Here is a 20,463-nt window from a genome sequence, read left to right on the forward strand (position 1 = left end):
GACCAAATACGCCTTGTTCCGGTGCGGTTGAGTCGATTAGCTCCCCTTCAAGATAACCGCCCCACCCTCCATAGGTCAGCGCATTGAGGGCCATTTGCGGGTCGGTGCCAATATGTTGTAGTGAGCTCATTTGGGCCGTTACACGGCGCCCGGGGCTTGTCCTTTCAATGTTTTGGTGGCAGCTGTGGCATTCGTATTGGTAGTAGAGCGCTTGGCCTTGTTGGGCTAGTGCCGAGTCGATGGGGGGCAGTATGTTTCTTTCGGCCAGTTCAACCCAGCTCGGTGACCAGAGCTCTGTCAGCCGTTTTTCCAATTGCACTAGGTTGTCGATGCGGGCCGAAGATGGGTAATGGTTATGGGGTTTAGGTGCTAAATCAAAGGTGGCAAACACTCCTAATACTTCGCCGGTATTGCGCCCTAATGGGCCTTCGCCTTCGTTGTCGCCAACTCCGTTCCACTGCACAAAATCGTGCTGTGGTGTGTCCCATAGAAAGGGATAGCTAACGGGTGCATTGGGTGGGTTAGCATTGATCTGTCCCGGGGTTAGATGGGACAAAATACGGTTATAGATGCGGCCAAAGGCATCGAGCCGGGCATAACCATACGCGATGTTCTGTCCTTGGTTTTGGGATGTATTGCGAACATTATATTGCTGGATGGTTTGCCGGCTTTGCTCAAGCAGTGTTTTTAATTGCTCGGCGGGCAGGGCAGTTTGCGCCGTTTGCAGGCGAGCAAATTTGTCATCTTGGTGTAGGGTCGCTGTCAGTGCGCGCTCTAATTCGTGCAGCATGGTATTCATATCGGCCATGGCCGCGCCGCCATCAATGCGAATCCCTGTGCCGTTAAAGTTTACTTGACTGGTGTGGCAGGCCGCACACGTTAGGCCAACGTACTCTTCTTCCTGATACTGATTACTGACCCAGCCTAAGGGCAAGCCGTCGGGGTTGTCGGCAGTGGCATTTTGGGTAATGTAACGAAAGCGGCTCATATTGCGTTGGTTGCGAAATAGCTCGACGCTATCGGCCTGCTCTAAGTGGCGAAAAATGGTCAGAGGCAACAGGTTCGAGCCCTGAGTGGTATTGTAAAACCATTGGCTGTCTTCTCGGCTCCAGTTTTGCTCGGCGTACACAATGCGCTCGGCAGAGTCTCCAAACCAGTCGTTACTCAATGCTTGTTCGCTGACATTGGGGCTGTGTTCATCGGTGGTCGGTTGGCAGCCGAGCAAAATCAGCAGGCACAGAGAGGCGAGGCATATCCTATATGTCATGAGAGAGTCCCTAAGATGCGTTGGGTTATTGGGTTTATCGCAACTGCGGGTAGATTGTTGTACGGATCGAGGGATTTATCAAGTGCGGGAAATCAGCAGCCTACTAAAGGGAGTGTAGCGGTATCCGCCTTGGGGCGAGCAGTGGGTAGTGAGGGGTATAAATGCGTCATGGCGTCGACGGCCGTAGCGCGATAAGTGGTGAGTTTGCCTCCCATAATGGTCAATACCCGCGGGCGCCTGGGGTTGTCACTCAAAAGCATAACTTCCCGGCTGCGACCAAAAGCTCCTTGGTCGCTGCGCGGTAATACACGCAGGCCGGCGGTGGTGGTTGCGCTTGAGGGCAGCAGATGTAGGTGAGGGAAGTAGTGCTTTAGTACATTAAGCAAGTAATGGGTTTCGTGCGGATGACATTGCACGGATTCAGGTGAACCTTGGTGCTCGGTTTCGGTGGTCCCCACTAACAGTTTACCCTGCCAGGGCAGGGCGAATACTGCCCGCCCGTCACTGGGGGATTCTAAGTAATAGTGTTGTTTTAATACCGGCGGCAGTAATAAATGACTGCCGCCGATTAAATCGACGGCGGGCAGAGCTGGCTGGGGAGTGATGGTTTGATTGAGTTTAGCCGCCCAAGGGCCTGCACAGTTGACCAATACCCGAGCCTGCAAGGTCTGTTGGCCGCGTTTATCCTGATAATGCACGTCGGTCAGGTCATCGCCGAGCTCCGCACCTAAAAAACGAGCCGGTAGCAATAGCTCCGCCCCCAGTGTTTGCGCCGAATGGACGACGGCGCGTGTCAGTGCTTGGTCGTCGGTTTGTGCTTCGTTATAGCGAAATACAGTCTGTAACCCTTCGGTGGTTAAACCGTCTAATTGCGACCATTGCGATTTCGCCAGCCGACTAAAACGTGTGTCTTTGCTGAAACCCGCCAGCAATCGATAAAGTAAGAGTCCGGTACCTATGGTTAAAGGTTTGCGGGAACTGTGGCGATACACTGGAATATGTAAGGGGGCCAGTTTGACCAGATCAGGAGCCAGTTTGAGCAACCTTTCTCGCTCGAGCAGCGACTCGCGCACTAAACCGAGCTGCCCCGACTCCAAATAACGCAGGCCGCCGTGAATTAATTTACTAGAGGCGCTGGAGGTTGCCCCGCCCACACTGCTGGACTCTAAAAGAGCGACTTTGTAGCCTGCGGCGGCGGCGGCTTGGGCGACGCCTGCCCCAGAAATACCTGCACCGATAATGGCGATGTCGTAGGCCACTGAAATATCCTTAATAAAGCCGCCAGGGTTGCTGGCAGTGATTGCTTAAGCTCATCTTACCAGTGTAGACAAAACACGGGCAGGCGGAGTCTCAGTGCTATCCTAGCACTGAGATATTCAGTCGGATAGAGGGACGCCAACGGGGTTAGTTGTCTTCGCCGCGAGGACCCATATGGCCGTAGGGGAATGGGGTGACCGTATTTTCCGAAGCGTCACGCACCTTGGCGGCGCCCTCTTTTTCCACTTCGTCTATACGAATTATAGAATGCATCGGAATATACGAGCGTTTGACCCCCGCAAATTCATTTTTCAACTTCTCTTCACTCGGATCGACCACGACCGGGCTGCGCTCGCCGAATACAAACTCTTCTACTTCGATAAAGCCGTACATTTCGCTCTGGTAAATGGCGCGCGCGAAAACTTCAAAGACCTGGCTTTGATTGAGGAAAATGACTTTATAAATGGGGGTTAAGCTCATAGTCTTCCAGTGTGATGCCCACAGTAGGGCTAATATTACGGTTTGGACGGAAAATGGGCGCGAAGAATAGCATATTCACCCTCAAAGGGGCGATGCTCTGAGTAAAAAATAATCAATAGAGTCGGTAAGGTGTGGGATTTACCGAGTGACACCGCTATAATGCGCGGCCTTAATTTCGTACCACAGCAGGCTAAATCTCTATGTCAGCGACAGAAACACCGGTGAAAAAGCTCTATATCAAGACCCACGGCTGCCAGATGAACGAGTACGATTCCTCTCGCATGCGTGATCTATTGGGCGAATCACACCAAATGGTGGCCACCGAAAACCCCGAAGACGCTGATGTGGTGCTGATTAACACCTGTTCAATTCGGGAAAAAGCCCAAGACAAGCTGTTTCACCAGCTCGGTCGCTGGAAACAATTAAAAGAGAAAAATCCCGATATGATCATCGGTGTGGGTGGCTGTGTAGCCAGTCAAGAGGGCGCGGCTATTGCCGAACGCGCGCCCTATGTGGACCTTATTTTTGGCCCGCAAACATTACACCGTCTTCCCGATATGATCGAGCAGCCCCGCGACAATGGTGCTGTGGTGGTGGATATCAGCTTCCCGGAAATCGAAAAGTTCGACAACTTGCCCAAACCCGATGCCGATGGCGTTAGCGCCTTTGTTTCGATTATGGAAGGTTGCTCCAAATATTGCACTTTCTGTGTGGTGCCTTATACCCGCGGCGAAGAGGTCAGTCGGCCCTTAAACGATGTGTTGGCCGAAGTGGTCCATTTGGCCGGGCAGGGCGTGCGTGAAATCAACCTGCTGGGGCAAAACGTTAATGCCTACCGGGGTGAGTCCGACAATGGATTGGTCGATTTGGCCGAATTGATTACTCTGGTCGCGGCGGTGGATGGGATTGATCGCATTCGTTTTACTACCTCTCACCCGGTGGAGTTTTCCGATTCGCTGATCGATGTCTACGCCGAAGTGCCCGAGCTGGTTAGTCACCTGCACTTGCCGGTGCAAAGTGGCTCAGACCGTATATTGATGGCGATGAAGCGCGGTCACACCGCGCTTGAGTACAAGTCCAAAATGCGTCGTATTCGCCAGCATCGTCCGGAAATCAGTTTCTCCTCAGATTTTATTGTGGGTTTTCCCGGTGAAACCGAAGCCGACTTTGAAAAGACCATGGATTTGATCAGCGCTATTGGCTTTGATGTGTCTTTTAGCTTTATTTACAGTCAGCGGCCGGGCACTCCAGCATCAGATTTACCTGACGACACCCCGATGGAGGTTAAAAAGCAGCGCCTGAAAATCCTGCAAGACCGTATTACTCAGCAGGCGCAACACATTAGTCGCCGTATGGTAGGCAATGTCGAACGGGTACTGATCAGTGGTTACAGCAAGAAAGATCCCGGTCAGCTGTCGGGCCGAACCGAGAATAACCGGGTAGTGAATTTCCGCGCCGATGATCCGGCATTAATCGGGCATTTTGCCGATGTTCGGATCGATCAGGCCCTGCCCAATTCGTTATTGGGAACCTTGATCAGCTCAGAGTTGGATGAAATGTAACAATCTCAGTCTATAACCTGTGGTTAAATGGGGTGAGTTTCTAATAAGGAATTGGCCGGTTCACCCCCTTTTCACACTTGTGTGAATGGTTTAGGCTTAAATTTCGATATCGCAGCAAGAGTACAGATTTTTCCTTGAACAAACACGTGGTACCCGACCTCTCCCAAGACACCCGCGAGGTGATCTTGGAGCCCAGCGACAATCGCCGTCTCGCCAGCCTCTGCGGTCAGTTTGACCAGCATTTGCGCCAGATCGAAGAGCGTCTGCAAATCGAAATTCGCAATCGAGGCAATCAATTTGCGTTGATTGGTGACCCCGCTAAGCTCGACGCTGTGGCGGCGATACTGCGCGAGCTGTACCGCGAGACCGATCGTATTGAACTCACCCCCGATGAAATTCATCTGGCCTTGCAGAGCGCAGGAGTCGAACAACTTATGCAGGAACAACCAGCGGTTTGGGACGAGGCGGATGACGCTCCGGTTCCCGCAGGCACCGTACTGATTCGCACCAAAAAGTGCACCATCAAGCCGCGCGGTGTTAACCAGCAGCGCTATGTGCGCGCCGTGCAAACCCACGATATTAACTTTGGTGTGGGTCCGGCCGGTACCGGTAAAACCTATTTGGCGGTAGCCTGTGCGGTGGAATCATTGCTGCGCGATGACGTCGAGCGCATTTTACTGGTGCGCCCGGCTGTTGAAGCCGGTGAAAAACTGGGTTTTTTGCCAGGTGATTTGGCGCAAAAAGTCGATCCATACTTGCGCCCGCTGTACGATGCCCTGTTCGAAATGCTCGGTTTCGAGACCGTGGGTAAATTGCTTGAGCGCAACGTAATTGAAGTGGCACCGCTGGCTTATATGCGCGGGCGCACCCTCAATAACTCGTTTGTTATTCTCGATGAAAGTCAGAACACGACCTGTGAACAGATGAAAATGTTCCTCACCCGAATTGGCTTTGGTTCTACCGCGGTGATTACCGGTGACCCGTCACAAATCGATTTACCCCGCGGTCAAAAGTCGGGCTTAAAGCATGTTGTCAATGTACTCGATGGTGTGGAAGGTATAAGTTTTACCCACTTTGGCGCCAAAGACGTGGTCAGACACCCTCTGGTGCAGCGTATTGTAGAAGCCTACGATGCTTTTGAAGCGCAACAGCCGGACACCGATCACTGATATGGTCTGCCAAGTTGATATCAACGTCCAGGTGGAGGCCGACACAGCCCCGAGTGACGACGAAGTACACCGATGGGTGGCGGCGGCAGTCGCTGACAGGCGCGCGCAAAGCGAGGTCAGTGTCAGTATTGTCGACGCCGAAACCAGTCAACGCTTAAATGGCCAGTACCGCGGCCGCGATTATCCCACCAATGTTTTATCTTTTCCGGCCGACTTACCTGAAGAGCTGGGTTTACCCCTGCTCGGCGACTTAGTGGTTTGCGCCGCTGTGGTCGAACGTGAGGCGCGCGAACAGGGCAAACCCCCGCAGGCACACTGGGCCCATATGCTTGTACACGGCACCTTGCATTTGCTAGGTTACGATCACATCGAAGATTGTGAGGCCGAGCAAATGGAAGCGCTGGAAACAACCATTATTACCGGGTTAGGTTTCGCACCGCCCTACGAGGTAAGCACTACCGCTGCCTCTGACGAGATAATATTCAAACAGGAATCATCAACGCCATGACGGACGACCCCTCGAGTAGCAGCTTAACCCGACACCAAGAAAGGTCTTGGTTAGATAAGCTGATACACGCCTTCTCCGCTGAACCCAAGTCTCGCGATGACTTGATGGATATCATCAAAGACGCTGCTGAAAATAAGCTGCTGGACCAAGAAGCGCTCAATATTATTGAAGGCGCCCTGGATGTATCCAGCCTTCAAGCGCGTGAGATTATGATTCCCCGTACACAAATTGTAGCGGTAAAGATTGACGATAAACCCAAAGACTTTTTGCCCAAAATCATCGAGTCCGGCCACTCGCGCTTTCCGGTTATCGGCGACTCGATTGACGATGTCAAAGGCATTCTTTTGGCCAAAGACCTGCTGCGCATGATGCTGGAGGGCACCACCGATTTTAGCCTGGAAGAAATTCTGCGTACCGCCAATATTGTGCCGGAAAGTAAGCGGGTTAATGTATTGCTGCGCGAATTTCGCGAGCAACGCTACCATATGGCGTTGGTGATCGATGAGTACGGTGGTATCTCCGGATTGATTACTATTGAAGACATTCTGGAAGAAATTGTCGGTAATATCGAAGATGAGACCGATGAAGAAGTGAGCGATGAGCACATTAAGCGTGTCAGCGATACGGACTTTGTGATTAAAGCACTGACGCCGATCGAGGATTTCAACGATTACTTCGAGGCCGGTTTATCCGATGATGATTTCGATACCATCGGCGGTATTTTGATGCAAGCGTTTGGCCATTTGCCCAAGCGCAATGAAACGGCGGAAATTGATGGGTTTAAATTTCGCGTACTTTACGCCGATAACCGGCAAATTCATTTGGTGCGATTAACCCTTGGTGACCTCTGAGACCATCATCACCGGGCACGTTAAGTCCGGTATTCACAAACTCCCTCCCTGGCTTGCCACCGCCCTCACCTTGTTGTGTGGCGTGGTTCAGCCTTTGGCTTTAGCCCCGTTTAACCTTTGGCCTTTGGGGTTTTTGGGGTTGGCGGGCTTTGCGTTACTGTTGTTTAAATCGTCCCCTGGCCGCGCGTTTCAATTGTCGACGGCCTTTGGTATTGGCCTATACGGTGTGGGCGCCTCTTGGGTGTATGTCGCCATCAATCAATTTGGCAATGCATCATGGTGGTTGGCTGCACTGTTAACAGCGCTGTTTGTTTTATTACTTGCGCTCGTTTTTGCAGCGCCTTTTGCCCTGTGTACGCGTTTAATTGGCCACGGCCGACTAGGCATTTTGCTGGGATTTCCCGCCTGCTACCTATTGGGTGAGTGGGTGCGCACGTGGTTTTTAACCGGTTTCCCTTGGTTGTTTATTGGCTACGGTCATTTATCGACCCCGCTGTCGGGTTGGGCACCGGTGCTGGGTGTATTGGGGGTCGGCTTTCTGGCCACCTTCAGTGCGGCCTGTTTGGCCAGCTGGGCGTTCTTTATGCGGCCTTCTGCCAACTTGTGGATGGCGACTGTGCTGAGTCTCTGTCTTTGGCTGGGTGGCTGGTGGCTGCAAGGTATATCTTGGACGCGGGTGAACAGTGATCAGCCGGTGAAAGTCGCCATGGTGCAACCCAATATCGCGCAAGAGGTGAAGTGGCACCCGGCCCAAGCACAGCCTACCTTAGATTTATTAATGCAGATGAGTGAAGGGCACTGGAGCAGCGACTGGCTGATCTGGCCTGAGGCGGCAGTGCCTTTAACCTACCATACCGCGTTGGATTTTCTCGATGAGGTGAACCGCAAAGCCAGCGACACTCAAACCGGAGTGATTACTGGCATTATCTTTGATGAGCGCCAAACACGGAGGTTTTACAATTCTCTGGCGGGTTTTGGTGAGGCGTTGGGGATATACCACAAGCAGCGTTTGGTGCCATTTGGCGAGTATGTTCCCCTAGAAAGTTGGCTGCGAGGGGCGATTGAATTTTTTGATTTACCCACCTCTTATATTCATCGGGGCCGTGACGGACAAAGTGGTCTGCAAATAGGCGATGTTAGTATTGCGCCCAGTATTTGCTATGAAGTGGTCTATCCCTCTTTAGTGGCTCGGGGCGCGCGCCATCGCAATGTGTTGCTCACGGTCAGTAACGATGCCTGGTTTGCCGACTCTATTGGCCCGCTGCAGCATCTGCAAATGGCGCAAATGCGCGCTTTGGAGACGGGGCGCTATTTAATTCGCAGTACTAATAATGGGATCAGTGCGATTGTTGACCCCAAAGGTGAGATCGTGGCCAAGAGCGAGCAATTTGTCGCCACCACATTGAGTGGGGTGGTCTATCCCGCCTACGGCGGTACACCATTTATGCGCTGGGGCAGTTGGCCGATGGTGGTGTTAAGCGGGGCCATGTTAGCCGGTTTGTTGGCTGCCAGGCGTCGGTTTCACTGAATCTGGTTAGGCCCTAGCGATGCCTCGCAACTTGTTTAGCTATTTAGGGTAATACGGGTAAATTCAATTTCATATTTGCCCGCCACCGGTTCGGCCTGAAATATTTTGGTGTTCGGGTACTTTTTACTGACCAATTCTAAAAATTGTTTTTTCGTTTCCACTGGCATAAATGCACCTAAATAAACCGAGCGCAAATGCTCCGAAGCAAAAGGGACCTCGGTGAACCATTGCTTTTCATCGGTCGTTTTCACCGCGTCCTCGGGGCTCACATTCATTAGGCAGCGCCATTCCTGCTCGTTTTTAGAGCTGGGTTGCTTGAGTAAAAATTTATCCTCAAAATATTCCTGTGGTCTTAATTTTTCGTTGTACAGCACGACATTGAGTTGCTCTTTTAACGTCGTGATTTCGGGTCGAGTCTGGTTATAGCGCACCGGTTTGGGGTGGGGTAGACAGGAGTCGTCGCCGCACTGAAATTTCAATACCGCGCCGCGATGTTCGTCGGCAAAATATTGCCAGGCCGTGAGGTTGTCAGCCTTGGCGCTAAAGCTGCATATACGCAAGCTGCGGGTGTACAGGCGCCAGTGGCCCATAGTCTCATCAATTTCCTCCTGGCGCTGATCAACCATGCGCGCCATTAACTCGCCCAGTACTTCTTCGGCCTCCTCTGGTGAAGAAAACCTCTCTTCGTCGCGCCAGCGGCGGATAACAGTGGCCAGTGGCGAGTTGCCTCTGGGTTCTTCGCGGGCAAAAATCATTCCGCAAGAGGTACGAATGACGCTCTGTAGCAGCGTTTGAGGGTCAAAAGCCAGCGCAGTGCGGTGATTGAGCTCGAACGGGTCGCTGAACAATACCGGAGCGCTCCAGCGCAAGGACTGCTGATCTAATATTTTATAAGCACATTCGGCCTGGGCAAATTTGGCCAAAGTATCTGGGTGGTCGGGCACAGCTTATCCTTAATTGAAAATCATGCCTCAGAGCTATCGGCTAAGGTCTCGATTTATAAAGTTTTTATTAGCGCAATGATTATTTCAACGGCCTGCTAGTATTTAATAGCGGCTCTGGGGTTAAGTTGCAACAATAAATGTTACATTTTACGCCACCTGTCTTACTAAGCATAGCAGCTTGTGAGTAAAGAGCAGTTGGAAAAGTGCCCCTTGGGCACTGTTCAAAGTGTGATTGTAGGCCTAAAATAGCGCCACTGCTCCCACCTTAGACCGCAAGGAAATGTCGTGATTTTCACAGGTTCTCATATTCTCTCCGTCGAACAATTTGATCGCCCAGATATTGAACGTATTTTTCAGGTGGCGGATGCGATGCAGCCCTACGCGCTGCGGCGCAAAGTCACTCGAGTACTGGAAGGCGCCATTTTAGGGAATATGTTCTTCGAGCCAAGTACCCGTACCCGCATTAGCTTTGGTTGCGCTTTTAATCTACTGGGGGGGGAGGTTCGCGAAACCACCGGGTTTGAGAGCTCGGCCATTGCTAAAGGCGAATCACTGTACGATACCGCCCGAGTGTTGTCTGGCTTCTCCGATGTCATTTGTATGCGTCATCCAGCCGAGGGATCGGTGGCAGAGTTTGCCGAAGCCAGCCGCGTTCCGGTATTAAATGGTGGGGACGGGGCCAATGAACACCCCAGCCAGGCTCTGCTGGATTTGTACACTATACGCAAAGAGTTAGCTTCCAAAAATCGCGGGATTGACGGCCTGAGGATTGCCTTAATCGGTGATTTAAAGCACGGCCGTACGGTGCATTCACTGTGTAAATTGATGCGTTTATTTAAAAATGTTCATATTACACTGGTGTCACCGGCCGAGCTGGCTATGCCAGAGCATATTGTCGATGATATGCGCAGCGCCGGCCATACGGTGGCGGTTACCGAGGATTTAACCCAGAGCATCACTAACGTCGATATTGCCTATTCAACCCGTATTCAAGAAGAGCGCTTCGCCTCCAAAGCCGAAGCCGATACCTACCGTGGGCGCTTTCGCCTCAACCAGTCTATTTACACTCAGTATTGCGAGCCCAATACGGTCATTATGCACCCCTTGCCCCGCGACTCGCGCGCCGAGGCCAATGAGCTAGACAACGATTTGAATCAGAACCCCAATTTAGCTATTTTCCGTCAGGCAGATAATGGTGTGTTGGTGCGAATGGCGCTGTTTGCGTTAGTGTTGGATGTGGTGGATCAAGTGGATAAATACGCCCGAGACGTCAACTGGTATAACTCGGCGCGCACCTTGTGAGCCCCTGCGTGGCGGGTTAAATGCTGAGCAATTGGCTGGCCATTCGCAGTAGGTCGTCTTGGTTTAGGGGCAGAGTCACACAGGGCTGAACATCGGTGGTATCTGCTTGAGGCTGCCCCAGAAACAACTGAGCCGTGGTACTGGTGCGCTTGGTAGTGCTGAGCCGGTTGCTGAGCAATCGCCCGTGGTGATCAGCCATAGCGGGGCTCAAAATAATCAAGTCGGGGCGAATTGTCAGGGACAATTCCAAAGCTTCATCGGCGGTTTCGGCCGTCACTAAATTGTAGTACTGCTGCAATTGCTGGCTGGCTTGTTGCTGTATCTCCACATCGGGGTGAGCGATCACTACAGTGCGATGGGCGGTCATTTCATCAATATTGTACTGATTGCGCCCCGAGTGTTTGGCGCGGTATAGCGCTCTATCGGCGGCTTTAATCAATCCCTCTAGGCTGTGGCCGGATGTTTGCGGGCAGCAGGCTCCGCCGACGGATACCGTCACCGTTTCGGCGGTGGGTGATACCTCGTGCAGTATCGACTTATTGGCGATGCTTAGTTTGATGCACTCGCTAACGCGGGCGATACCGGCTTTATCGGTGTCTGGCAGCAGCACAACAAACTCTTCACCGCCGTAGCGTCCCAATAGGTCGTAAGGGCGGTGCAGACATGATTTGATGGCGTCGGTAATGGCAACCAAGCAGGCGTCACCGGCAGGGTGACCGTAGTGGTCGTTGTACAGTTTGAAGTGATCGACATCGATCATTAATGCGCTGATACAGGTGGCTTGCCGGCTGGCTAATAGCCACTGCTTTTGGGCTTGTTCGTTAAAAGTACGGCGGTTGTATATTTGGGTTAAGCTATCGAGCTGGCTGATGGCTTCCAGCTCGCTATTGAGCGCATTGAGCTGATCGCGCATCTCTGCAATACGCTCCATCGCCCGAATTTTGGCGGTAATAATCATTTTACTGACGGGTTTGATGAGATAATCATCCCCCCCGGCCTCGATACCCTGCCGGTAGTCTTCGTCTTCGCTCATTCCGGTGACGAAAATAATCGGAATCCAGTGATCCCCCAGCCATTCGCGAATCAGTGCGGTGGTTTCAAACCCGTTTAAGCCGGGCATTTCTACATCCATGATGATCATATCGACGGGGTTGTCTTCTAGCAGTTGCAGCGCTTGCTCGCCACTTTCTGCCACCAACGGCGTATGGCCTGCGTCAGTAATATACTGACTCATGGCGTGGCGCAAGGTGGCGCTGTCTTCGACTAAAAGAATTTTCATCATGTAGGCTATAAGCTAGAGTTGGGCAGGTAACAGTTTATCGACAATTGGCGCTAAATACATCATGTGCGTCACAGTTTGACGAATATTAGGCGCAGTGATCAACATAGCGCCAAAAAGATTGCTCGCGCCGAAACAGCGATTTCTCTAAGTGTTGATGTGTCTTCTGCCCGAGCCGGTACTGGGCGATAAAAGTAACCGTGCCTTCTTGGTCAGACACGCCCCCCTTATGCCAGTCGAGAATCTCCAATCCTAACCACTCGCAACGATTGGCCCACTGGTGAATTGCCTCCGGGGAGGTGCTGTGCCGGCTGGAGGTGCTCCAAGTCTGCCACAGATAATCGATGGCGCCATACACATGAGCGCTGTAGCGCGAGCGCATTAACTCCACCGCTGTGCTCGCAACTTGCCCCTGATAAATAAAGCGGGCACAGCACTGAGAGGCCGGTGCCATCGAGCCACAATAGCAGTTAATATCAGTGTTTAGTGGCATTTTTCACCTCTTTTGGGTATGTTGTGCGGCTGAATATTTTGCCAGTTGCTAAAGCATTGGCTTAACGTTGAGCGGGACTAACTGTCACCTGCCAAACCCTCTATTTATTGACCGTGTGTGAACCTACTAATGACCGATTTTGACGACATTCGCCCTTACCACGATGCCGAAGTTCGGCCCGCCTTAGACCGTATTTTGAACGATCCTGAGTTGGCCGATGCTGTTGCCAGACTCAAGTTTCCCCGCTTGGCGGGGCCTTTGGGTTTTATTATACGGCCAATGGTGTCGCGGGCAATGAAAAGGCAGCTGGCCTGTGTTGATACGGTGGATAAATTTCAGCAGGAGGTGGTTGAGAAATATCTGCGTCATATGATTGAAACCACCACCACAAAATTGACCACATCCGGGCTCGATCAGTTGGACTCCGACGGCGGCTATTTGTTTGTCAGTAATCACCGCGATATTGCCGTAGATCCGGCTTTTGTGAACTGGAGCATTTATTACGCCGGCTTTAAAACATTGCGCATCGCTATTGGTGACAATTTGTTGACGAAGCCTTATGTGTCGGACCTGATGCGATTGAATAAGAGTTTTATCGTCAATCGCTCTGCCAAGGCTCCACGGGAAAAACTCAAGGCGGCGAAAAAATTGTCGGCGTATATCCACCATTCTTTGACAGTGGATCGAGCCAATATATGGATTGCACAGCGTGAAGGGCGGGCCAAAGATGGCAAAGACCTGACCAACTCCGCTGTGATTGGGATGCTGACGTTGAACCGACCTAAAACACAAGACTTCTCTGAATATGTTAGGTCTTTGAAAATCGTGCCGGTTTCTATCTCGTATGAGCAGGACCCCTGTGATAGCGCCAAAGCCCACGAGCTCTATGCCCAGCGAACCACCGGCAGCTACGAGAAAGGCGATCAAGAAGACATTCAAAGTATTGCGAAAGGTATCGCCGGGCAAAAGGGCAATGTGCATGTAGCCTTTGGCACACCCTTGAGCGGCGAGTATGAAGATAACGTCGCGGTGGCCGCCGAGATCGACCGGCAAATCTGGAGCCAGTACGTGTTACACCCGAGCAATTGTTTTGCTTACGACGCGCTGGGCAATGAAGCTCGGTCACTGCCATACTCTGCCCAAGGGTTGCCATTCGAACCCGGTAATTTGCGTGAAGAGCGGGCCGCGTTTGATTTACATGTGGCTTCGATTCCCACCGAGCAGCGTGAAATTTTGCTGGAGATGTACGCCAATCCGGTTCACAGTAAATTAAATGCTCGACAAAATTAATGCTAACTGACGATATAAAACGCAACATCCAAGAGAGTTATTCGGCTTTCTTACAGTCGCGCGAGCTCGGCTCAAGGCACGGGCAAAAAATGATGATTGCTGAAATTGCTCGCACTCTGGGGTCGATTACCTCCGATGCCGAAGGCGTGCGCAACAGCGATGGTCATGTTTGCGTGGTGGAAGCGGGCACGGGCACGGGTAAGACTATCGCCTACCTATTGCCGAGTATTATTATCGCCAAAGCTCTGGGAAAAAAATTGGTGGTATCCACAGCCACCGTTGCTTTGCAAGAACAAATCATTCACAAAGACTTGCCCGAGTTAAAAAATCATTCAGACCTCTCGTTTAGTTTCGCCTTAGCAAAGGGGCGGGGGCGCTATTTGTGCCTGTCTAAGTTGGACAACTTAATGAGCGAGTTTGCCAGTACCGTCGATCCGACTCGTGCTCTCTACGAAGATGAACTGCCCAGTGTTGATGAGCAGGGCGTGCGTTTATACGAATCGATGATGGACGCACTGGCTGCCAATAAATGGGATGGCGAACGCGACTCTTGGCCCAGTGCATTGGAGAGCGCCGATTGGCAGCGCGTCACCACCGATCACCGTCAATGCACCGGGCGGCGTTGTTCAAATGTCTCGGCCTGCAGCTTTTTTAAAGCGCGCGATGCACTGCACAATGCCGATTGCATTGTCACCAATCACGACTTGGTGTTGGCCGACTTGGCTCTGGGGGGCGGCGCTATTTTGCCCGATCCGGAAGAAACTATTTATGTGTTTGATGAAGGCCACCACCTGCCCGATAAAGCGCTCAATCATTTTGCCCACCACACGCGTATGCTCTCCACCAGTCGCTGGCTAGAGCAATGCAATAAAGGTTTGTCGACGGTGTTGGGGCAAATCGGTGGCGCGGGTAGGGTCGATCATTTTGCCGAGCAATTACCCGGTCAGTTTATCGAGTGTAAGCGTGAGCTGGATATGCTGTACCCGGCTTTAGATGAGCTGGTGCAGTCGGTGGCAGAGAGTAACCGCGATCGACGTTCGAACCATTATCGTTTTGACAATGGGGTAGTGCCAGATGGTATCCAATCGCAGGCAGAGCAACTACACGCCAGTTTTGATCGTCTGAGTGATTTATTAAGTAAAATTAGCGCCGAAATTAATGAGGCGATGGAAGATGCCCACTGCCCGGTCCCTAAAGTGGATTTGGAAAATAATTATCCTGTGGTTGGCGCTTGGCAATCGCGTGCCGAAGCCAGCGCCGAACTCTGGTTGAGCTACGCCCGCACAGATAACGACGCCAGTGTGCCGCGCGCGCGCTGGCTGACATTGGTGGATTTTTCCGGCAACTACGATATTGAAGTTTGTTCGAGCCCCATTTTGGCGGCTCGTACTCTGGAATTTAGTTTGTGGAATCGAGCTTACGGGGCGGTCGTTACCTCGGCGACTTTGACCGCGCTGGGTAAGTTTGATCGTTTTAAAATGCGCGCCGGCACGCCAGATAACAGTCGCTATGCCGTGGTGCCCAGTCCCTTTGATTTTTCCCGAGGCGAGCTTATCGTGCCGCGCGATGCAGTGGACGCGGGTAACAGTGCCGCCCATACTCAATCGGTGATCGAACAGCTTCCTGTTGTGCTGGATCCGGCTGCAGGCTCCCTAGTGCTTTTTTCCTCACGTCGTCAAATGCTCGACGTGTTCGATGCAATGCCCAGCGCATGGCAGGATAAAATTCAGGTGCAGGGCGAAGCCTCCAAGCAAGAGATGTTATCGGCCCATAAAAAACGTATCGACCGCGGCGAGGGTAGTGTCTTGTTTGGCCTGGCAAGTTTTGCCGAAGGCGTCGACTTGCCAGGTGATTACTGCGCCCATGTGGTTATTGCTAAGCTACCTTTTGCGGTGCCCGACGATCCAATCGAGGCTGCTGTATCGGAGTGGATTGAGTCTCGCGGTGGCAATGCGTTTATGCAAATCACCATTCCCGATGCGTCTTTAAAATTAATTCAAGCCTGCGGCCGACTACTGCGTACCGAAGGCGATGATGGCCGTATAACGTTGCTCGATCGTCGGGTTGTCACAAAACGTTACGGTAAGGCGATCTTAGATTCACTGCCGCCTTTTGCACGCAAAATTGACGCCTAATGAATAGCACCGCCACACATCAAACACTCGCAGTAGCGCTCGACGATCTTGAGGTCAGTTTGCGAGCCCTGCAATGGTGGCAAGAGCAATCGCCTCCGGCACAGGCTTTAGCCAGCACTCAACCATTTGCGCTCGACACCTTAAGCTTTCCCCAGTGGTTACAATTTTTGTTTATTCCGAAGTTAAAGGCTCTTGCAGATAACGCCAACCCACGGCCGGGAAACTGTAGCGTAGCGCCCATGGCAGAAGAGTATTGCCGGGCACAGGGTGTCTCAGCGCCGGCACTTGTCTCGCAATTGCAGATGATTGATCGGTTGTTGACACAATAATTTACAAACAACACCTTGAGGCAATGACGTGTAAGCGCTACCGTGAGATATAGCGGATTAATAGCAATAGGGCTTAGTGATGAAAGTACTCGGAATTTGGATCATGTGTGGCGGCTTATTTCTGGCCGGCTGCGCGACACCCCCCGCACCGGTATCCCACGATGGCTTACACTTAGTGCAAGATAAGGGCTGGGATCAGCTCTATGTTAAGCCGGATATTGATATCGCTGATTATCATGCCTTTGCTCTGCAACCGTGTACCGTTGCTTTTCGCGATAACTGGATGCGCTCGCAAAACTCGGGCCGTAATATTGGGGGGCAGAGGGTCAGCGAGCGTGATATGCAGGAGATACAAGAACGCTTGGCCGCCGTGTGCGATGAATACTTTGAAAAGTCGCTACGCCAAGAGCCCGCCTATCGTTTAGTGGCAGAAGGTGAAACACCCGAAGCTGCTCAATACGACACTCAAACTCAGGTGTTAGAGCTCAAGCCCGCGATTATCGATTTGGATATACACGCGCCTGATATCGATGGCGCCACTAAGGTGCGAAGCTACACCACAAGTTTTGGGGAAATGACATTATTGTTAGAAGCCTACGATGCTCGTAGCGGCGAAATAGTGGCTCGTATCGTCGATCGCAAAGTGGATCAAGACAGCATGAATCACTTACAGTGGACCAACCGAGTGACCAATATGGCCGATGCCAAGCGTTATATGCGCAGTTGGACTCGCTCTTTGCGTAACCATTTGGATGCTTCGCGTTAACGGCGGGCTTTTGGTACTTGTAACCGGCGCAGTGGAATCAGCAATACCGAGCTAAGGGCAACGGATAACAACATAGTGTGGATCATGGGTTTCAAGCTGCCATCGTGCCAATGACTGGCCAACGCCCCCATAGCTGAGCCGAGAACAAACATCGCCACCAACTGAATGGCCGCGGCACTGCCTCCTTGTTGAGGGGTAAACATAGCCATAAAGCGCGCAGCACCGGCTGGGTTACTAATGCCTACGCAACTGACTATAAACACTATCAACGGAACGGCCAGAACCAGCGACAAAGCGTCGATGTAAACCAGCAATGCCAAAATCAAAACTGCCGCTGCCTGCGCCATTACCACTACACGAAAAATCTGCAGCGGATCAATAAACTTCAATAAACGCGCACTCAACCAGTTGGCTGCAATTAGACCAATAGCGTTGAGTCCAAACAGCAAAGAAAAAACTCCTTCACTGACCCCAAAATACGTCATATACGTAAACGAGGCGTGAGTGACAAATATCAATAACACCCCCGCGGCGCAGCCAATACTCAAAGCAAACACAGCGGCTAAAAAACGCCCTTGATGTCGGTGCAAAATGATAGCCGCGTACTGCTGAACAATACGCCCTAAAGAGAGCGCGGTTTTTTTGTGTTGCAAGGTTTCTGGGCTTACTCGCCACATAATGATTAAGAGCAGTAAGGCATAGATAACCTGGAAAATAAAAATGGCCTGCCAGCCCCAGTGAAGCAGCCCAGTACCCACTATTGGTGCGATGACCGGGGCGGTCATCATAACCATCATTACCGTAGCGAAACGACTGCCAATTTCTTCGGCCGGGTACACATCACGCACTTGCGCCATGGCGGTAATTGATGCAAATCCGCCACCGAAAGCCTGCAATAGGCGCAAGCTGTTAATCACCGAGGCCGATTCTGAGGCCGCAATAGCCGCACTGGTAACGATAAACAACCCAGTGCCAAATAAACACACAGGTTTGCGGCCTATTTGGTCGGAGATGGGGCCACCCAGTAACTGGCCAAAGGCAAACCCGACTAAAAAAGTACTGACCGACGCACTGAGTGTGGCGATAGAGACCCCGAGCTTGTCTGCCATGGTGGGCAGTGCGGGCAAGTATGCATCCATCGCCACCGGCCCCAAAGCGACTAATGCGCCGAGATACAGGAGAAAATAGCGGGGCAACGAGCGATTGGTCATGGGCGTAAGGCAGCACTAGCGGCGTAGAGTGAGTGGGCAAAATCAACGGCTCACTATACACAATTTATATGTGTTGGGAGGTCGCGAAAGGCAAGTATTTGTGAAATTTCCCGTGCCATCTGGCGCGTACTTTAGGTGTATATGGCCGTATATAACAAAATGGGCAGAGATCTGAATACCCGATCCAGCAGTAATTTATGCATTAAAAAATCTATTTATATGCTTACAGGGTTTAAAAAACGGGCGTGAGTCACGTTTTGCCGTGTTGGCTTTGAGTTGGCGGGTGCTGCGTGGTACACCTTCTAACCAGCTTGACAACGTTGTCTCTGTTGTTGGGCCGAAATCTACCAATCCGCTGATAGGGCACGGGACTGACGATGGTATATCGATAGGGAGCAGACAAGCGGGGTTGAAACAACAATAAAACTTTGCCCGGGCGCGTGCGCACTGGGAGAGTACAGCGAGGAGATTAGAATGAAAAAGACATTATTGGCTGGAACCGGACTGCTTGGCGCGGTGATTTGCGCCAGTCCCGTTCAGGCGTACGATTGCTCCAGTTTATCCACTTGGGACGCGGCTACTGCTTATCTCGGAGGTGATCAGGTTGAAGACTCGGGTTTCGCTTACGAGGCAAAATGGTGGACTCGCGGTGATCAACCGGCACAGAGCTCGGGTGCGTGGGATGAGTGGCTCGGCTTAGGTGCTTGCGACGGCTCACCCGCAAGCAGCTCAAGTTCATCCAGCAGTTCCTCCCTGTCATCGAGCAGCAGCTCCTCCAGCTCTAGTAGCTCGCAGGCCCCGGTGGGGGATTGCTCTTCCCCGGTATACAGCGCCGGAAGTGCCTATTCGGTAGGTCAGCTGGTGCAAAATGCCGGTAGCGAATATCGCTGTGATATTAGCGGTTGGTGTTCATCCAGTGCCGACTGGGCCTATGCCCCGGGTACGGGGGCCCACTGGAGCGATGCCTGGACCGAGCAACGCTCTTGCAGCGCGGATTCATCTAGTTCTAACAGTTCGTCGTCGAGCTCTAGCTCCAGTAATAGTTCCAGTTCGTCCAGCTCTAGTCCAGGTGGCGGTTACAGCGGTAACTTCCCCGATCATGCTTTGGTCGGGTATTGGCATAACTTTATGAACGGTGCGGGCTGTCCAATTGCACTGTCAGAGATTCCGGATGCCTGGGATATTATCGATATCGCTTTTGCCGACAACGACCCGGCCAGCAATGGCACGGTGCACTTTAATCTGTTCGACGGCTCCGGTACTAGCTGTCCCGGTTTGGATGCAACTCAATTCAAACAGGATATGGCGGCCATGCAGGCCGAAGGAAAAATTTTCGTGCTGTCTCTGGGCGGCGCCGAGGGCACCATTACACTTAATACCGATTCGGATGAGGCGAACTTTGTGGCCAGCTTGACCGGCCTGATCAACGAGTGGGGGTTCGATGGTGTCGATATTGACCTGGAAAGTGGCTCGCAGCTGGTACACGGCTCGCAAATCCAAGCGCGCTTACCTGGGGCACTGCGTCAGATTGATACCAATGTGGGCGGCATGGCGCTGACCATGGCACCGGAGCACCCATATGTGCAGGGTGGCTTGACCGCTTACTCCGGTGTTTGGGGAGCGTACTTACCGATCATTGACCAAACGCGCGACTTGCTCGACCTGCTGCATGTGCAGCTTTACAACAATGGTGGATTGCAAACACCTTATGCTAATCAATCATACCCTGCCGGCTCGGTGGATATGATGGTGGCTTCGGCGCGGATGTTGATTGAAGGTTTCCAGACAGCCGGTTCTTTGTACTTTGAGGGGCTCGACCCGCAACAGGTGTCGCTGGGCTTGCCTTCCGGGCCTTCGTCAGCGGGTTCTGGTCTGGCCACCAATCAGGCCATTATCGATGCGCTCGATTGCATCACGGCTGGCACCGCTTGTGACTCGGTAAATGCGGGTGGGGTATATCCGGACTTCAGCGGGGTGATGACCTGGTCGATTAACTGGGATATTCACGACGGTTATATCTTCTCTGGCCCAATTGGCGACAAGGTGCATAGCTTGCCTTAATCGCCGGGCTGATTCGATAGCGCAAACAAAA

Annotated in this window: 18 protein-coding genes; 11 read left to right on the forward strand and 7 right to left on the reverse strand. The window is 52.1% G+C overall.

The features are described 5' to 3' along the window. The 3 genes from Q4526_RS02190 to Q4526_RS02200 all read right to left on the reverse strand — a co-directional run. A partial coding sequence (locus Q4526_RS02190; RefSeq protein WP_303609510.1) for a di-heme-cytochrome C peroxidase occupies positions 1-1,267 on the reverse strand: 1,267 nt, incomplete at its 3' end. A gap of 92 nt (positions 1,268-1,359) precedes the next feature. Then, a complete protein-coding gene (locus Q4526_RS02195) occupies positions 1,360-2,526 on the reverse strand; it encodes an FAD-dependent oxidoreductase (protein ID WP_215975105.1) in 1,167 nt (388 codons plus the stop codon). Between the two features lie 145 nt (positions 2,527-2,671). After that, on the reverse strand, positions 2,672-3,004 hold the full coding sequence (locus Q4526_RS02200) for a DUF1820 family protein (protein WP_215975106.1): 333 nt from the start codon (positions 3,002-3,004) through the stop codon (positions 2,672-2,674). Positions 3,005-3,204: 200 nt separating this feature from the next. Between Q4526_RS02200 and miaB the strand changes: the two genes are divergently transcribed. The 5 genes from miaB (at position 3,205) to lnt (ending at position 8,622) form a co-directional block, all read left to right on the forward strand. Continuing rightward, positions 3,205-4,566 carry a tRNA (N6-isopentenyl adenosine(37)-C2)-methylthiotransferase MiaB gene (gene miaB / locus Q4526_RS02205; protein ID WP_215975107.1) on the forward strand — a complete coding sequence of 454 codons (1,362 nt, stop codon included), beginning with the start codon at positions 3,205-3,207 and terminating at the stop codon, positions 4,564-4,566. A 134-nt stretch (positions 4,567-4,700) separates the two neighbouring features. Beyond that, positions 4,701-5,735 carry a PhoH family protein gene (locus tag Q4526_RS02210; protein ID WP_303604351.1) on the forward strand — a complete coding sequence of 345 codons (1,035 nt, stop codon included), beginning with the start codon at positions 4,701-4,703 and terminating at the stop codon, positions 5,733-5,735. A 1-nt stretch (position 5,736) separates the two neighbouring features. After that, positions 5,737-6,243: an rRNA maturation RNase YbeY gene (gene ybeY / locus Q4526_RS02215; protein ID WP_215975175.1), complete on the forward strand. Its 507-nt coding sequence runs from the start codon at positions 5,737-5,739 to the stop codon at positions 6,241-6,243. Next, positions 6,240-7,094: an HlyC/CorC family transporter gene (locus Q4526_RS02220; protein ID WP_215975108.1), complete on the forward strand. Its 855-nt coding sequence runs from the start codon at positions 6,240-6,242 to the stop codon at positions 7,092-7,094. Before ybeY ends, Q4526_RS02220 begins: the two co-directional genes overlap by 4 nt. Beyond that, entirely contained in the window at positions 7,084-8,622 is a 1,539-nt protein-coding gene (gene lnt / locus Q4526_RS02225; RefSeq protein WP_303609511.1) for an apolipoprotein N-acyltransferase, read from the forward strand. The genes Q4526_RS02220 and lnt overlap by 11 nt, the downstream gene beginning before the upstream one ends. A gap of 35 nt (positions 8,623-8,657) precedes the next feature. Here lnt and Q4526_RS02230 read toward each other — a convergent pair whose 3' ends face one another. Then, complete coding sequence (locus Q4526_RS02230; RefSeq protein WP_215975109.1) at positions 8,658-9,566, reverse strand: DUF2971 domain-containing protein; 909 nt, start codon at positions 9,564-9,566, stop codon at positions 8,658-8,660. A 285-nt stretch (positions 9,567-9,851) separates the two neighbouring features. On the opposite strand from Q4526_RS02230, the gene Q4526_RS02235 reads away from it, so the two are divergent. Further along, on the forward strand, positions 9,852-10,868 hold the full coding sequence (locus Q4526_RS02235; RefSeq protein ID WP_215975110.1) for an aspartate carbamoyltransferase: 1,017 nt from the start codon (positions 9,852-9,854) through the stop codon (positions 10,866-10,868). 16 nt (positions 10,869-10,884) lie between these two features. Here the strand turns inward: Q4526_RS02235 and Q4526_RS02240 are convergent, their stop codons facing one another. Both Q4526_RS02240 and Q4526_RS02245 read right to left on the reverse strand, forming a co-directional pair. Next, complete coding sequence (locus Q4526_RS02240; RefSeq protein ID WP_303609512.1) at positions 10,885-12,150, reverse strand: diguanylate cyclase; 1,266 nt, start codon at positions 12,148-12,150, stop codon at positions 10,885-10,887. Between the two features lie 85 nt (positions 12,151-12,235). Beyond that, a complete protein-coding gene (locus Q4526_RS02245; protein WP_215975111.1) occupies positions 12,236-12,640 on the reverse strand; it encodes a YchJ family protein in 405 nt (134 codons plus the stop codon). Positions 12,641-12,769: 129 nt separating this feature from the next. Between Q4526_RS02245 and Q4526_RS02250 the strand changes: the two genes are divergently transcribed. The 4 genes from Q4526_RS02250 to Q4526_RS02265 all read left to right on the forward strand — a co-directional run bounded on the left by Q4526_RS02250 (position 12,770) and on the right by Q4526_RS02265 (position 17,160). Then, positions 12,770-13,930 carry a 1-acyl-sn-glycerol-3-phosphate acyltransferase gene (locus Q4526_RS02250; protein ID WP_215975112.1) on the forward strand — a complete coding sequence of 387 codons (1,161 nt, stop codon included), beginning with the start codon at positions 12,770-12,772 and terminating at the stop codon, positions 13,928-13,930. Then, positions 13,930-16,065, forward strand: a complete 2,136-nt coding sequence (gene dinG / locus Q4526_RS02255; protein WP_215975113.1) for an ATP-dependent DNA helicase DinG — start codon at positions 13,930-13,932, stop codon at positions 16,063-16,065. The genes Q4526_RS02250 and dinG overlap by 1 nt, the downstream gene beginning before the upstream one ends. After that, positions 16,065-16,394 (forward strand): YqcC family protein, encoded by a 330-nt coding sequence (locus Q4526_RS02260; RefSeq protein WP_215975114.1) that lies wholly within the window; start codon positions 16,065-16,067, stop codon positions 16,392-16,394. Before dinG ends, Q4526_RS02260 begins: the two co-directional genes overlap by 1 nt. 79 nt (positions 16,395-16,473) lie before the next feature. Then, positions 16,474-17,160: a DUF3313 family protein gene (locus tag Q4526_RS02265; protein WP_215975115.1), complete on the forward strand. Its 687-nt coding sequence runs from the start codon at positions 16,474-16,476 to the stop codon at positions 17,158-17,160. Here the strand turns inward: Q4526_RS02265 and Q4526_RS02270 are convergent. Further along, on the reverse strand, positions 17,157-18,371 hold the full coding sequence (locus Q4526_RS02270; protein WP_215975116.1) for a multidrug effflux MFS transporter: 1,215 nt from the start codon (positions 18,369-18,371) through the stop codon (positions 17,157-17,159). The genes Q4526_RS02265 and Q4526_RS02270 overlap by 4 nt on opposite strands. 474 nt (positions 18,372-18,845) lie before the next feature. On the opposite strand from Q4526_RS02270, the gene Q4526_RS02275 reads away from it, so the two are divergent. After that, the gene (locus Q4526_RS02275; protein ID WP_215975117.1) at positions 18,846-20,432 is read left to right on the forward strand and encodes a chitinase; all 1,587 of its coding nucleotides are present in this window, start codon (positions 18,846-18,848) and stop codon (positions 20,430-20,432) included. The last annotated feature ends 31 nt before the right edge of the window (positions 20,433-20,463 follow it).

It is taken from the genome of Gilvimarinus sp. 2_MG-2023 (genome assembly GCF_030547685.1).
Classification (GTDB): domain Bacteria; phylum Pseudomonadota; class Gammaproteobacteria; order Pseudomonadales; family Cellvibrionaceae; genus Gilvimarinus.

What these genes read in the sequence shown, in the direction of transcription:
- miaB (WP_215975107.1), top strand. Translation starts at nt 3,205, where the DNA reads ATGTCAGCGACAGAAACACCGGTGAAAAAGCTCTATATCAAGACCCAC.
- ybeY (WP_215975175.1), top strand. Translation starts at nt 5,737, where the DNA reads ATGGTCTGCCAAGTTGATATCAACGTCCAGGTGGAGGCCGACACAGCC.
- Q4526_RS02240 (WP_303609512.1), bottom strand. Translation starts at nt 12,150, where the DNA reads ATGATGAAAATTCTTTTAGTCGAAGACAGCGCCACCTTGCGCCACGCC.
- Q4526_RS02265 (WP_215975115.1), top strand. Translation starts at nt 16,474, where the DNA reads ATGAAAGTACTCGGAATTTGGATCATGTGTGGCGGCTTATTTCTGGCC.
- Q4526_RS02270 (WP_215975116.1), bottom strand. Translation starts at nt 18,371, where the DNA reads ATGACCAATCGCTCGTTGCCCCGCTATTTTCTCCTGTATCTCGGCGCA.
- Q4526_RS02275 (WP_215975117.1), top strand. Translation starts at nt 18,846, where the DNA reads ATGAAAAAGACATTATTGGCTGGAACCGGACTGCTTGGCGCGGTGATT.
- Q4526_RS02250 (WP_215975112.1), top strand. Translation starts at nt 12,770, where the DNA reads ATGACCGATTTTGACGACATTCGCCCTTACCACGATGCCGAAGTTCGG.
- Q4526_RS02245 (WP_215975111.1), bottom strand. Translation starts at nt 12,640, where the DNA reads ATGCCACTAAACACTGATATTAACTGCTATTGTGGCTCGATGGCACCG.
- Q4526_RS02200 (WP_215975106.1), bottom strand. Translation starts at nt 3,004, where the DNA reads ATGAGCTTAACCCCCATTTATAAAGTCATTTTCCTCAATCAAAGCCAG.
- Q4526_RS02260 (WP_215975114.1), top strand. Translation starts at nt 16,065, where the DNA reads ATGAATAGCACCGCCACACATCAAACACTCGCAGTAGCGCTCGACGAT.
- Q4526_RS02220 (WP_215975108.1), top strand. Translation starts at nt 6,240, where the DNA reads ATGACGGACGACCCCTCGAGTAGCAGCTTAACCCGACACCAAGAAAGG.
- dinG (WP_215975113.1), top strand. Translation starts at nt 13,930, where the DNA reads ATGCTAACTGACGATATAAAACGCAACATCCAAGAGAGTTATTCGGCT.